The following is a 13,475-nucleotide window of genomic DNA, read 5'->3' as shown; positions in this document are numbered from 1 at the left end:
AAAGAGGTTAAGCCGGCGTCGGGAATCGTCTCTTCGGTCGGACTTTCCAGCCGGCTTTCTGGGAGAGGGGCAAGGCGCGGCGTCGGGTGGTCCCGACGCTGCGCCTTTGCGCTACTTCCACTCGCGGATGTCGACGAAGCGGCCTTCGATCGCGGCTGCCGCGGCCATCGCGGGGGAGACCAGATGGGTGCGGCCCTTGAAGCCCTGGCGGCCCTCGAAATTGCGGTTCGAGGTGGATGCGCAGCGTTCGCCGGGCTTCAGGCGGTCGTCGTTCATGGCCAGGCACATCGAGCAGCCCGGCTCGCGCCAGTCGAAGCCGGCCTCCTTGAAGATGCGGTCGAGGCCTTCCGCCTCGGCCTGCGCCTTCACGAGGCCCGAGCCCGGAACGATCATGGCGTCGACGCGCGGATGCACCTTGCGGCCTTCCGCCACCTTGGCGGCGGCGCGCAGGTCCTCGATGCGGCCGTTGGTGCAGGAGCCGATGAAGACGCGGTCGATCTCGACGTCCATCATCTTGGTGCCGGGCGTCAGGCCCATGTATTCGAGCGCGCGGCGCTTGGAGTTGCGCTTGTTCTCGTCGGCGATGTCGTCCGGGTTCGGCACGACGCCGGTGATGGAAACCACGTCCTCGGGCGAGGAGCCCCAGGTGACGATGGGCGGCAGCTTGGCGGCGTCGAGCACGATGACCTTGTCGAAATGCGCGCCCTCGTCCGATTTCAGCGTCTCCCAGTAGGCCATCGCCATGTCCCAGGCCTGGCCGGTCGGGGCCTTCGGGCGGCCCTTGATGTAGGCATAGGTGGTCTCGTCGGGCGCGATCAGGCCGGCGCGGGCGCCGCCCTCGATCGACATGTTGCAGATCGTCATGCGGCCTTCCATCGACAGCGCGCGGATCGCCTCGCCGGCATATTCGATGACGTAGCCGGTGCCCCCGGCGGTGCCGATCTCGCCGATGATGGCCAGGATGATATCCTTGGCGGTGACGCCTTCGGGCAACTGCCCGTCGACGCGCACCAGCATGTTCTTGGCCTTCTTCTGGATCAGCGTCTGGGTGGCGAGCACGTGCTCGACCTCCGACGTGCCGATGCCGTGCGCCAGCGCGCCGAAGGCGCCGTGGGTGGAGGTGTGGCTGTCGCCGCAGACGATCGTCATGCCGGGGAGCGTGAAGCCCTGCTCCGGGCCGATGATGTGGACGATGCCCTGCCTGAGGTCGGCGGCGTCGTAGTATTCGATGCCGAAATCGGCGGCGTTCTGCGCCAGCGCCTCGACCTGGATGCGGCTTTCCTCGTTCTTGATGCCGAGCTTGCGATCCGGCGAGGTCGGCACGTTGTGGTCGACAACGGCGAGCGTCTTCTCCGGATGGCGCACCTTGCGGGCGGCCATGCGCAGGCCCTCGAAGGCCTGCGGGCTCGTCACCTCGTGGACGAGGTGACGGTCGATGTAGAGCAGGCAGGTGCCGTCGTCTTGGCGGTCGACGACGTGGTCGTCGAAGATCTTGTCGTAGAGAGTACGGGGTGCGGTCATGGGTGTGGCTTCCGTTTGATGCGTAAAGGCTGGCGGGCCGCTGGCCCGGTGGCGCATCAGGCGCCGAGCCGTCCGTTCAGGGATCCGGAAATGCGCGCGAAAAAGCGCGCCGGCAGGCGCTTGCGATCCTGCAGGACGAACCGTTTGTAGGCCGGGTCGCCGAAAAGTGCTTCCATGGCCGGCTCAATAGCAAGGTTTCGCGAACCCGGCAATCGGGCTGTTTCGACGTTCAGGGCCGCGCGGGGCCATCGGCCGGCCCGGTCTCTCCTGCCCCTGCCAGCGCCTCGCGTTCCCGCTTCGCCTTCAGCGACAGCTTGCGCTCGACGATGCGCAGCAAGGACAGCACGATGACCGCCAGCACCGTGGCGAAGGCGGCGATGCCCCAGAAGCCGAGGCCGCAGGACAGGCCGATGGCGCCCGCCAGCCACATGCCGGCGCCGGTGGTGAGGCCGTGCACCTCGCCCCTGGCGAAGACGATCAGCCCGGCGGCAAGGAAGGCGATGCCGGAGGTGACCGCCTCGATGGCGCGGAGCGGATCGAGACGCATCCGGTCGCCCTCGAAATAGGAGACGTGGGCGATCTCGATGGTGAGGATCGCGACGAGCGCGGCGGCGAGGCAGACGAGAATGTGCGTCCGCAGACCGGCCGGACGCTGACGCCACTCGCGCTCGAAGCCCACCACCGCACCGAGCGTGGTCGCCAGCGCCAGCCGTCCGGCAATCACCGAAAACGGGATGTGCGTGTGATGCCCGATGTCCTCAAGCAATTGTTCCATGCGTCTCCCCGGAAACCATCGCGAGGAACGCCGGGATGCATCGCGGGTTCCGGCGCGGTCAGGCGGGCGGGAACGTCTCGCGGCCGATCACCACCTCGACGCCGTCGAGCAGGCCGTCGGTGGCCGCGAAGAAGCCCTTCGAGCCTGTGCCGGCATTGTGCGCTTCCATCGCGGTGCGATCGGCGAAGCGCTCGTGAGTGACGAAGACGCAACCATCCTCGCCCTCGGTGACGTAGAAGGAGATGGTGCCAGGCTCGTTTGCCGCAGCGAAGTCGCCGACCGCGGCAAGCGCGGCGCGGACGCGGTCCTCCGTTCCCGGCCTGCAGCGGATGATGGCAGTCAAGGTGATCATGGGTTCTCCCGCGGTCTCCGTTCCCCGTTCATCATGCACGCCGGCGGCGCCGGGGAAATCCCTCGCGTCCGACCCGATGCGAAATGCCTCCGGCAGGCGTCCCCGGCATCCTCCCGCGAATGCCCGGATCGCCGGCTAAAGCACCTCGAAGACGAAGCTCTGCACCAGCACCTCGGGTTCGGCGATGGCGAAGGCGCGGAACGGTGGGCTCTCCTCCACCGAACGCCAGCGGCCGGCTGCACGCAGCGCATCGAACGTGGCGCGGAAACCGGCAGTGTCGAGCAGGACGTCACGCACCGTGAACACCGCAAAGCCGCCCGGACGCGTGATGCGCACGAGTTCGTGCAGGCCGGCTGCGGGCGCGTGGCCCGCGGTGAACACGCCGGCCGAGACGAAGCCGGCAAAATGGTCGTCGGGCCACGGCAGCGGCCCGCCGAGCGTGCCGCGCTCCAGCACGCGATAGGCGTCGCGGCTCTGCGCGATGGCCAGCATGTCGGGCGACATGTCGAGGCCCTCGACGTCGTCGTAGCCGAGCGCCTTCAGGCATGGGCCGGTGAGGCCGGTGCCGCAGCCGGCATCGAGCACCGGGCCTGCGCCCGGCTTCAGGTGCCGCGCCAGCCAGCCGGGGATCAGGAAGGGCAGGCAGTAGCCGAGTTCGGCGGTCTCGCGGTCGTAGCCCGCAGCCCAGGCCGCGTAGGCATCGGCGAGTTCCTCGGGCGTGGTGGCCGCGTAGACGCGTTCGAGGGGGGGTAGCTCCGGCATGCCGTTTCCTTCAGGTCCGTGAGTTCCGCCGCATCCGCTGTTCCAGCGCCCGCAGGGCCAGAGACAGGCCGACGGTGAGGATCAGGTAGATGTAGGCGACGATGGAATAGGTCTCGAAGAAGCGGAAGGAGCCGGAGGCGTAGATCTTGCCCATCTGGGTGATGTCGGCGACGCCGAGGACCGAAACGAGCGACGAGTCCTTCACCATCGCCACGAAGTCGTTGCCGTAGGGCGGCAGGATGGTGCGGAACGCCTGCGGGCCGACCACGTGGCGGAAACGCCGGTAGCGGCTCAGTCCGAGCGCCTTCGCCGCTTCGATCTGGCCGATGTCGACCGACTGGAGGCCGGCACGGAAGATCTCGGCGATGAAGGCGGAATAGGCGATGGTCAGCGCGATGACGGCCCGCCAGAGCAGCGACAGGTCGCGCACCATGAGCGGCTCGCCGATGCCCGCGGCATGCAGCGGGGCGGCGACCACGTTCCAGGCCGCCACCAGCGCCGGCGCCCCGGCGAAGGCGATCCAGAACAGCAGCACCAGGATCGGAACGCCGCGGATGATCTCGACGTAGAAGCGCGCCGCCTGCCGGAGCACCCGCGATCCCGACAGCGCCATCAGCGCGATGCCGAGGCCCAGTGCGGAGGCCAGCGCGAAGGCGACCACGGTGACGGCAATCGTGATGCCGATGCCCCTGGCGACGATGCGCAGCACCTGCAGGTAGAGATCGCTCGACGCGATGCCGATGGCGGCGGCGGCAGCGATCAGCCCCGCGGCGACGAGCCACCAGGGGAAGTCGCCGCCGGAATCGCGGGTCGGCGCAGCGCTCATGTCCGGTGTCGCCCGGCCGGTGCCTTTGCCGAACCGGGCCGCGTCGCGGCCGTCACTGCCCCATCTTGTAGTCGAGGAACCATTTCTTGTTCAGCGTGTCGAGCGTGCCGTCGGCCTTCAGCGCCGCGATGCCGGCATTGATCGGCGCCACGAGGTCGGACCCCTTCGGGAAGATGAAGCCGAAATCCTCGGTGCCGAGCGCCTGGCCGACGAGCTTCAGGGCGCCGCCGGAGGCCTCGACATAGCCCATGCCCGCCGTGCCGTCGGTCAGCACCAGGTCGACGTCGCCGGCCCGCAGCGCCTGCACGGTGGCGCCGAAGGTCTCGAACAGCTTGATCTGCTCGTTGGCCTCGTTGCCGTCGAGCACGTCGTAGACGGCGACGTAGAAGGGCGTCGTCCCCGGCTGGGCGCCGATGAGGCCGCCTTCGAGCGCCTTGAATCCGGCCGGATCGGTGAAACGCGTCTCGTCGCCGCGCACCAGCATGAACATCTCGGAGCGCATGTAGGCGTCGGAGAAATCGACCTTCTCCTTGCGGTCGTCGCGGATGGTGATGCCGGTCATGCCGATGTCGTACTGGCCATCGGAGACGGCCTGGATCATCGCGTCCCAGGAGGTGTTCTGGTAGACCGGCTTGAAGTTGAGCCGCGATCCCAGTTCGTTCATGGCGTCGTATTCCCAGCCGATCTGCTCGCCGGTCTTCGGGTCGACGAACTGCAGCGGCGGGTAGGCGTTCTCGGTGACGACGACGACTTCGCGTCCGCCGAGGTCGGGCAGGGTCTGGGCCTGTGCGGCGAAGGCGGCGGCGACGGCGCCGAGCGCGGCGCACAGGAAGGTCTTGAAGCCGGTCATATTGCGTCTCCTGTCGGGATCGATCGCGGCGCCACGCCGCTCGAAAGCCGACTGTAGCGGGCGCGGCGGGGCTTGCAAGACGGGAGCGCGGGCGTCAGGGCGAGCCGGCTCGCTGACAAGGAAAAGGGCCGCCCGATGAAGGCGGCCCCCGTGTTTCCGTCCGTGGCGCGGCTCGTGGCGATGACGTCCGTCACCGGCCGCGCGTCATGCGCTTCGTCAGGAAGGCTGCTTCCCGAAAAGGCAATCCGCCGGAGCCATGCTCTGGAAAACGAAACCACTCGACATTGGATCACCTCCTTTCAGTTGGTTGGACACGGGAAGGAGTGTGGGGTGCGAAAGCGGTGATGGCAAGGGGCGGGACAGGTCTTTCGCCGCCGGGTTTCAGGCGCGATACATCTTTGGTAGAATTAGGCTATGATTATACAATCTGAAATTGTTCGACGTTCGCGAATTGTCATCGCCGCTGCGCTTATCGTGCCGCTCTGGTCGACCTCGGCCCTGGCACTTCCCGCGGCGAGCGGAGTTGATGACATGCAGCCGCTCTCGACGCCCGTTGCCGCGCGCAGCTGCAAGCAGGTGTCGACCTGCGAGGAGGCGGTGCGGCTCTGGTGCGGCGGCTACAGCCGTGCCGACGGCGATGGCGACGGTATTCCGTGCGAGAATGTCTGCCGGACGAAGCAGCAGGTGGACGCGATCCGCGCCGAGATCGGCTGCTGAGCGGTCGCTGGCAAGCGATCGCCTGCTGCTTCGGTCGCAAGGCCTTCGCGCTCCGTCGCGCCTCCTCTGGCCGGCAGTCCAGAGGGGCGCGACGTAGAGTGCAGGCGCTCGCTACAATCCGCAGATCGATGACGTGGATCGCCTGGCCTAAGCCGCTCGTCCCACGCGCTATTCCGCGGACACCCTCACCCCTTCTTCTTGTTCTGCCGCTTCTCGATCAGGTCGTCGACGACGCCCGGATCGGCCAGCGTCGAGGTGTCGCCCAGCGCGCCGAAATCGTCCTCGGCGATCTTGCGCAGGATGCGGCGCATGATCTTGCCGGAGCGGGTCTTGGGCAGGCCGGGCGAGAACTGGATCTTGTCGGGCGAGGCGATCGGGCCGATCTCGCGGCGGACATGGGCGACGAGTTCCTTGCGCAGGTCGTCGGACGGCTCGACGCCCGCCATCAGCGTCACGTAGCAGTAGATGCCCTGGCCCTTGAGGTCGTGCGGATAGCCGACGACGGCCGCTTCCGAGACCTTGTCGTGGCTGACGAGAGCCGACTCCACCTCGGCGGTGCCCATGCGGTGGCCGGAGACGTTGATGACGTCGTCGACGCGGCCGGTGATCCAGTAGTAGCCGTCGGTGTCGCGGCGACAGCCGTCGCCGGTGAAGTACTTGCCCTTGTAGGTCGAGAAATAGGTCTGGATGAAGCGCTCGTGGTCGCCGTAGACCGTGCGCATCTGGCCGGGCCAGCTGTCGGTGATGCAGAGATTGCCGTCGGCTGCCCCTTCCAGCACGTTCCCCTCGTTGTCGACCAGCTGCGGCTGGATGCCGAAGAAGGGGCGGGTGGCGGAGCCGGGCTTCAGGTTCGTGGCACCCGGCAGCGGCGTGATCAGGATGCCGCCGGTCTCGGTCTGCCACCAGGTGTCGACGATCGGGCAGCGCTTCTCGCCGACGACGTTGTAGTACCATTCCCAGGCTTCGGGGTTGATCGGCTCGCCGACCGAACCCAGCACGCGCAGCGACTTGCGCGAGGTCTTCGTCACCGCGGCGTCGCCGGCGCCCATCAGCGAGCGGATGGCGGTGGGGGCGGTGTAGAAGATGTTGACCTGGTGCTTGTCGACGACCTCCCAGAAACGCGAGACGCTCGGGAAGTTCGGCACGCCCTCGAACATCAGCGTTGTGGCGCCGTTCGCCAGCGGTCCGTAGACGATGTAGGAGTGGCCGGTCACCCAGCCGACGTCGGCCGTGCACCAGTAGATGTCCCCCTCGCGGTAGTCGAAGACGTATTGATGCGTCATCGAGGCATAGACGAGGTAGCCGGCGGTGGTGTGCAGAACGCCCTTCGGCTTGCCGGTGGACCCCGAGGTGTAGAGGATGAACAGCGGGTCTTCCGCCTTCATCTTCTCGGCCTTGCAGTCCGGCTTCGCGGCGGCGGTCGCCTCGTGGTACCAGATGTCGCGGCCGTCGAACCAGCTGATCTTCCCGGCGGTGCGGCGTACCACGACCACCTTCTTCACCACGACGCCGTCGCGCCCGGCGATCTGGATCGCCTTGTCGGTGTTTTCCTTCAACGGAATGGTCTTTCCGCCGCGCAGACCCTCGTCGGCCGTGATCACGAAGGTCGACTGGCAGTCGACGATGCGGCCGGCCAGCGCGTCGGGCGAGAAGCCGCCGAAGACGATCGAGTGGATCGCACCGATGCGCGCGCAGGCGAGCATGGCATAGGCCGCCTCCGGGATCATCGGCATGTAGATGGTGACGCGGTCGCCCTTCCTGACGCCGTTCGCCTTCATCACGTTGGCCAGCCGGCAGACGTGCTCGTAGAGCTGGCGGTACGTGATCTTCCTGTCGTCGTAGGGATTGTCGCCTTCCCAGATGATCGCCACCTGGTCGCCGCGCTTCTTCAGGTGACGGTCGATGCAGTTGGTGGAGACGTTGGTCTGGCCGTCCTCGTACCACTTGATCGAGACCTTGCCGTCGAACTTCGTGTTCTTGACCTTGGTGTAGGGCTTGAACCAGTCGATGCGCTTGCCGTGCCTGTCCCAGAATTTCTCCGGGTTCTTCACGCTCTCCTTGTACCACTTCTGGTAGGTGGCGTCGTCGATGAGCGCGTTCTTCTCCCAGGCCGGCTGGACCTTGTGGACGATCTCGGACATGCGTTCTCCCCTCCCGGCTGCGGAATGCCGGCCGGACCCGATGGGTGGCCGGTGCCGCTTCGAAGGCGGCGTGTCGCGCGCATTATTATCAATTCGCCCCGCGCGACAACATTAGACCTTGGATTGGTTGCATGCGGCGACGTGCGGGGCGGACGGCTCGTTTCGAGCGAGGATTGTCAGCAGCCGCCGGCTTTGCTGCTAACATATTGAATCCGCAGGCTTATCTATCTGTCGATCACGGAAACTTCAATAGACGATTAAGCATTGCGGCGCACAATTTCCCCGGTGAGGAGAGTTCGACAACGGAAGGATTGCCATGCGTGACGCTTCTGAAATGGAACTGATGCTGTCGGGCTACGGCCTGACGACGGCCCAGATCCTCTACCACATGCCCGATCACCCGCATCTGCTGCAGACCTACATCTGGCAGGACTACGACCTGGCGCCGAAGTTCCCGGCGCTGATCGGCTTCATCGAGTTCTGGCGGGAGAAGCTCGAGGGTCCGCTGCACTCGATCAGCTACACCCACCGCCGCCTGGTCGCGCCGAACGAGTGGCGCAACGTGAACGGGGAGTTCGTGCTGCATTGAGGGGCTAGACGCTCCAGGGATTGACGACCGGAACACCCGTATCCGCGAAGTCGGCGACATTGCGCGTAACGACCACCTTTTGGTGCACGTGAGCGGTCGCGGCGATCAGCCCGTCCGCCATGCTTCTCGTGCGGATGGCGTCGATACGCCCCCACTCCTCTGCAATTCGCTCGTCTACGTCGAGGATACGACTGGCGTAGCCGTGCCGCAGCCTCGTCAGCCATGCCGACAGGTGCTGGGCCGCGGCAGGGTCGCGGCGTTCCTTCCTCACGATCCCACTGGTGATCTCGCCGATGGTCACCACGCTCAGCCACAGTGAATGCCGCGCCTGATGAGCAATCCAGCGAGCTACGATAGGATCGTGCTTGCGCGCAGCCGAAACGACGTTGGTATCGAGGAGGAACACGGATCAGAGATCGATATCGCGTCGAGGAAGCGTGCTGCGTCGATTGACGTCTTCGACGAACGCATCGTCCCATGTCGGCCCGCTGAGCAGGAACTCTCCCAAAGATGGCGTTCTCGCGGCCAGCATCTCGAACTCTTCGATCGACAGTACGACGGCAGCACTCTTGCCGTTCACGCTGACCGTCTGCGGTCCCTCGTGAATGGCTTTTTCTATGAGTTCGGGAAGTTTGTCTTTCGCGTCCTGAAGATGCCAATTCACGACCGCCTCCTGGCTGGCTCGTCACTCTGGAGATGTAGCGAGTGGCACGGCGGCCGACAATACCGAGTCGATCGGCGCAAGCCTCACCGCCCCCCGAAGATCGCGCTGCCAACGCGCACGCTCGTCGCGCCGAAGGCGATGGCGATCTCGAAATCGCCGGACATGCCCATCGAGAGCTTCTCAACCCCCGCCTCGCGCGCCAGCTTTTCAAGCAGCGCGAAGTGGGGACCGGGATTCTCGTCGGCGGGCGGGATCGCCATCAGACCTTCGATCGCCAGACCGTGGACGGTTCGGCAGCGTTCCACGAAGGCCACCGCCTCGCGCGGGTCAATGCCGGCCTTCTGCTCCTCCAGCCCGGTGTTGACCTGCACGTAGAGCCGAGGCGCCTTGCCCTGTCGCGCCATCTCCTTGGCCAGTTCGGCGGCGATCTTCTCGCGGTCGACGGTCTCGATCACGTCGAACAGCGCCACCGCCTCCTTCGCCTTGTTCGACTGGAGCGGTCCGATGAGGTGCAGTTCGAGGTCGGGCCATTCGGCCTTCAGCGCCGGCCACTTGCCCTGCGCCTCCTGGACCCGATTCTCACCGAAGACGCGCTGGCCGGCCTCGATGACGGGGCGGATCTCGTCGGCGTCGAAGGTCTTCGACACCGCGACGAGCGTGACGGCTCCGGTTTCCCGCCCGGCCTCCGCCTCGGCGGCGGCGATGCGGCGCAGGACGTTTTCAAGATTGATCAGGATATCGGTCATCGGTCCATCTCCCGCGACGCCGCCATTCGCGAGCTTGTCCCGCGAATCCGCTGCGAGTGACGGGTCTGGAGCCGTACCGTCGTGTCGCGCCGGCGATCGTTCCGCAACACCGGCAGACCCTCGGGACAAGCCCGAGGATGACGGCTCTGGTGCGTTCGTGACCTGGCTTCCAAAGCCGAATGCTCCGCTGACTGGCTGTCTCTTGTTGATTCTGTGGGCGATCCGTGGTGAAGGTCCGCCCGACATTTTGCGCACCTTATCGAGCGAATTCACGGCCATGGCAACCGAACGATACAATGCCCGCGTGGCGGAGCCGCGCTGGCGGAAGGCCTGGGACGAAGCGGGGCTGTTCCGGACCAGGAACGACGATCCGCGGCCGAAATACTACGTGCTCGAGATGTTCCCCTATCCGTCGGGCCGCATTCACATGGGCCACGTGCGCAACTACACGATGGGCGACGTGGTGGCGCGCTACAAGCGGGCCATGGGCTGCAACGTGCTGCACCCGATGGGCTGGGACGCCTTCGGCCTGCCGGCGGAAAACGCCGCGCGCGACAACAAGGTCAACCCGCGCGACTGGACCTATGCCAACATCGAGACGATGAAGGGCCAGCTCAAGACCATGGGCCTGTCGCTCGACTGGGACCGCGAATTCGCGACCTGCGACCAGTCCTACTATCGCCACCAGCAGAAGATGTTCCTCGACTTCTGGCAGTCGGGTCTCGTCGAGCGCAAGTCGGCCAAGGTCAACTGGGATCCGGTCGACATGACCGTGCTCGCCAACGAGCAGGTGATCGATGGGCGCGGCTGGCGCTCCGGCGCGCCGGTCGAGCAGCGCGACCTGACGCAGTGGTTCTTCAAGATCACCTCGATGAGCCAGGACCTGCTCGACGGTCTGGATACGCTCGAGCGCTGGCCCGACAAGGTCAAGCTGATGCAGGCCAACTGGATCGGCCGATCCGAGGGCCTCTTGATCCGCTGGCCGCTGGCCGAAGCCACCGCGCCGGAAGGCGAGACCGAGCTCGAGGTCTACACGACCCGTCCCGACACACTGTTCGGCGCCTCGTTCATGGCGATCGCCGCCGACCACCCGCTGGCGAGGAAGGCGGCGGAGAAGAACCCGGCGCTGGCCGCCTTCGTCGAGGAGGTGCGCCACCGCGGCACCTCGGCCGCCGAACTGGAGACCGCCGAGAAGCGGGGCATGGACACCGGCATCCGCGTCGTCCACCCGTTCGACGAGAGCTGGACGCTGCCGGTCTACGTCGCCAACTTCGTCCTGATGGACTACGGCACGGGCGCCATCTTCGGCTGCCCGTCGGGAGACCAGCGCGACCTCGACTTCGCCAACAAGTACGGCCTGCCGGTCGTGCCGGTGGTGATGCCGGAGGATGCCGACGCCGCGACCTTCCAGATCATCGACGAGGCCTATGTCGACGACGGCGTGATGATCAACTCGCGCTTCCTCGACGGACTGAAGCCGAAGGCCGCTTTCGAGGACGTCGCTTCGCGGCTGGAGGCGATCACCATCGGCAACCGGCCGATGGCCGAGCGCAAGGTGCAGTTCCGCCTGCGCGACTGGCTGATCTCGCGCCAGCGCTACTGGGGCTGCCCGATTCCGGTCATCCACTGCGACGCCTGCGGCGCGGTGCCGGTGCCGGCCGGCCAGCTGCCGGTGGTGCTGCCCTCCGACGTCACCTTCGACAAGCCGGGCAACCCGCTCGACCATCACCCGACGTGGAAGCACGTCAAGTGCCCGTCCTGCGGCGGCGATGCCCGCCGCGACACCGACACGATGGACACCTTCGTCGATTCGTCCTGGTACTACGCCCGCTTCACCGATCCCTGGAACGAGCAGGCGCCGACGACGCTCGCCCATGTCGACGGGCCGAACGGCTGGCTGCCGGTCAACCAGTATATCGGCGGCATCGAGCACGCGATCCTGCACCTGCTCTACTCGCGCTTCTTCGCCCGGGCGATGAAGGCGACCGGCCATCTCAACGCCGTCGAGGAGCCTTTCGAGGGCCTGTTCACGCAGGGCATGGTCGTGCACGAGACCTACCGCCTCGGCAGCGGCGGCAACGGCACCTACGTCACCCCCGCCGAGGTCCGGCTGGAGGAGGCGGAGGGCAAGCGCCGCGCGCTGCTCCTCACGTCCGGCGAGGAGGTCGAGATCGGCCCGATCGAGAAGATGTCGAAGTCGAAGAAGAACGTGGTCGACCCCGACGACATCATCGCCTCATACGGCGCCGATACCGCGCGCTGGTTCATGCTGTCGGACTCCCCGCCCGACCGCGACGTGATCTGGACGGAGGCCGGCGTCGAGGGCTCGCACCGCTTCGTCCAGCGCATCTGGCGCCTTGTCGGCGAGGCGGCTCCGGAGCTCGCGGGCGTGGCACCCGCGACCGCCACCGAGGGCGAGGCCGGGGCCGTGTCGCGCGCGGCGCACCGCACGGTCATGCAGGTGGGCGAGAACATCGGCCGGCTCGGCTTCAACAACGCCGTCGCCCGCGTGCACAAGCTGGTCAACGAATTGCAGGCGCCGCTGACCGCGGTGGCCGAGGGCAAGGCCGACGCGGCGCTGAAGGGCGCCGTGCGCGAGGCGCTGGAAATGTTCGTCACCATCATTTCGCCGATGATGCCGCATCTGGCCGAGGAATGCTGGGCTGCGCTCGGCGGGTCCGGCATGGTAGCCGAGCGGTCCTGGCCGGCCTACGATCCCGCGCTCACGGTCGACAACGAGATCGTGCTGCCGGTCCAGATCAACGGAAAGAAGCGAGCGGATTTGACAATTGCCCGCGACGCGGACCAATCTGCCGTCGAAGCCGCCGCGCTTGCTCTGGACGTCGTCCAGAAGGCGCTGGAGGGGAAGGCCCCGCGCAAGGTGATCGTCGTGCCGCAGAGGATCGTCAATGTCGTCATCTGATCCGGTCGTCTCGACCTCGAGCATGTTCCGCAGGGTGGCGGCCGCACTTGCCGTGGCTTCCGCGCTGGCGGTGTCGGCCTGCACGGTACAGCCGCTCTACGGCGGCGCCACCGCTTCCATCGCGCCGGGGGAACCCTCGGCCCGGGTTGCTTCGATCGCCGTCAAGGAAGCCGTGCCGCGCACGGCCGCCGGCCTGGAAGTGGCGTTGCGCCCGGCCCAGGAAGTGCGCAACCACCTGATCTTCGGCTTCAACGGCGGTGCCGGCCAGCCCGCTTCGCCGCGCTACCTGATGGAGCTGGAGGTGCTGCAGAGAACCACCGAGACCGCGACCGTGCAGCGCAGCAACGACGACAACGAGCCCTCCGCCGGGGCGGTGCGCCTCACCGGAACCTACAGGCTCGTCGATCCGGTCACCACCGAGATCGTCGCCACCGGCACGCGCAGCGCGACCGCCACCTTCGATCGCCCCGTGCAACTGTTCGCCGAAGCGCGGGCGGAGCGCGATGCAGAGAACCGCGCCGCGCGCGAACTCGCCGCCTTCCTGCAACTCGCCGTGATGCAGGACCTGGCCCGACTCTGAAAGGATGTCGCTGTAGCGGAACGCGTTCG

14 protein-coding genes are annotated in these 13,475 nt (G+C 66.8%); 4 read left to right on the top strand and 10 right to left on the bottom strand.

The genetic code is table 11. From position 1 onward, the window contains the following. Positions 1-111: 111 nt before the first annotated feature. The 6 genes from leuC to N1F91_RS21560 form a co-directional block, all read right to left on the bottom strand. On the bottom strand, positions 112-1,521 hold the full coding sequence (gene leuC, locus N1F91_RS21585; protein WP_289995340.1) for a 3-isopropylmalate dehydratase large subunit: 1,410 nt from the start codon (positions 1,519-1,521) through the stop codon (positions 112-114). A gap of 229 nt (positions 1,522-1,750) precedes the next feature. Continuing rightward, the gene (locus N1F91_RS21580; RefSeq protein WP_289995339.1) at positions 1,751-2,296 is read right to left on the bottom strand and encodes an MgtC/SapB family protein; all 546 of its coding nucleotides are present in this window, start codon (positions 2,294-2,296) and stop codon (positions 1,751-1,753) included. Positions 2,297-2,354: 58 nt separating this feature from the next. Then, positions 2,355-2,648 (bottom strand): antibiotic biosynthesis monooxygenase, encoded by a 294-nt coding sequence (locus N1F91_RS21575; protein ID WP_289995338.1) that lies wholly within the window; start codon positions 2,646-2,648, stop codon positions 2,355-2,357. 135 nt (positions 2,649-2,783) lie between these two features. Next, positions 2,784-3,410, bottom strand: a complete 627-nt coding sequence (locus N1F91_RS21570; RefSeq protein WP_289995337.1) for a class I SAM-dependent methyltransferase — start codon at positions 3,408-3,410, stop codon at positions 2,784-2,786. 10 nt (positions 3,411-3,420) lie between these two features. Beyond that, positions 3,421-4,236: an amino acid ABC transporter permease gene (locus tag N1F91_RS21565; protein WP_289995336.1), complete on the bottom strand. Its 816-nt coding sequence runs from the start codon at positions 4,234-4,236 to the stop codon at positions 3,421-3,423. 52 nt (positions 4,237-4,288) lie between these two features. Further along, positions 4,289-5,086, bottom strand: coding sequence for a transporter substrate-binding domain-containing protein (locus N1F91_RS21560; RefSeq protein WP_289995335.1), 798 nt, complete (start codon positions 5,084-5,086; stop codon positions 4,289-4,291). A 531-nt stretch (positions 5,087-5,617) separates the two neighbouring features. On the opposite strand from N1F91_RS21560, the gene N1F91_RS21555 reads away from it, so the two are divergent. Further along, entirely contained in the window at positions 5,618-5,803 is a 186-nt protein-coding gene (locus N1F91_RS21555) for an excalibur calcium-binding domain-containing protein (protein WP_289995334.1), read from the top strand. 185 nt (positions 5,804-5,988) lie between these two features. On the opposite strand, the gene acs is transcribed toward N1F91_RS21555, so the two are convergent. Further along, positions 5,989-7,944 (bottom strand): acetate--CoA ligase, encoded by a 1,956-nt coding sequence (acs, locus tag N1F91_RS21550; protein ID WP_289995333.1) that lies wholly within the window; start codon positions 7,942-7,944, stop codon positions 5,989-5,991. A 316-nt stretch (positions 7,945-8,260) separates the two neighbouring features. On the opposite strand from acs, the gene N1F91_RS21545 reads away from it, so the two are divergent. After that, positions 8,261-8,533 carry an usg protein gene (locus N1F91_RS21545; protein WP_289995331.1) on the top strand — a complete coding sequence of 91 codons (273 nt, stop codon included), beginning with the start codon at positions 8,261-8,263 and terminating at the stop codon, positions 8,531-8,533. A 4-nt stretch (positions 8,534-8,537) separates the two neighbouring features. On the opposite strand, the gene N1F91_RS21540 is transcribed toward N1F91_RS21545, so the two are convergent. From N1F91_RS21540 to N1F91_RS21530, 3 genes are all read right to left on the bottom strand, one after another. Beyond that, on the bottom strand, positions 8,538-8,939 hold the full coding sequence (locus tag N1F91_RS21540) for a type II toxin-antitoxin system VapC family toxin (protein WP_289995329.1): 402 nt from the start codon (positions 8,937-8,939) through the stop codon (positions 8,538-8,540). Positions 8,940-8,942: 3 nt separating this feature from the next. Further along, on the bottom strand, positions 8,943-9,197 hold the full coding sequence (locus N1F91_RS21535) for a type II toxin-antitoxin system prevent-host-death family antitoxin (RefSeq protein WP_289995328.1): 255 nt from the start codon (positions 9,195-9,197) through the stop codon (positions 8,943-8,945). An 83-nt stretch (positions 9,198-9,280) separates the two neighbouring features. Continuing rightward, the gene (locus N1F91_RS21530; RefSeq protein WP_289995327.1) at positions 9,281-9,943 is read right to left on the bottom strand and encodes a YggS family pyridoxal phosphate-dependent enzyme; all 663 of its coding nucleotides are present in this window, start codon (positions 9,941-9,943) and stop codon (positions 9,281-9,283) included. A gap of 277 nt (positions 9,944-10,220) precedes the next feature. On the opposite strand from N1F91_RS21530, the gene leuS reads away from it, so the two are divergent. Next, positions 10,221-12,866, top strand: coding sequence for a leucine--tRNA ligase (gene leuS / locus N1F91_RS21525; protein ID WP_289995326.1), 2,646 nt, complete (start codon positions 10,221-10,223; stop codon positions 12,864-12,866). Next, positions 12,853-13,446 carry an LPS assembly lipoprotein LptE gene (lptE, locus tag N1F91_RS21520; RefSeq protein WP_289995325.1) on the top strand — a complete coding sequence of 198 codons (594 nt, stop codon included), beginning with the start codon at positions 12,853-12,855 and terminating at the stop codon, positions 13,444-13,446. Before leuS ends, lptE begins: the two co-directional genes overlap by 14 nt. Positions 13,447-13,475 lie beyond the last annotated feature (29 nt).

Source organism: Aquibium sp. ELW1220, assembly GCF_030398385.1.
GTDB lineage: Bacteria > Pseudomonadota > Alphaproteobacteria > Rhizobiales > Rhizobiaceae > Aquibium.
Note: the sequence above shows the minus strand (reverse complement) of the source record. Positions and strands in the feature narration are given on the sequence as shown.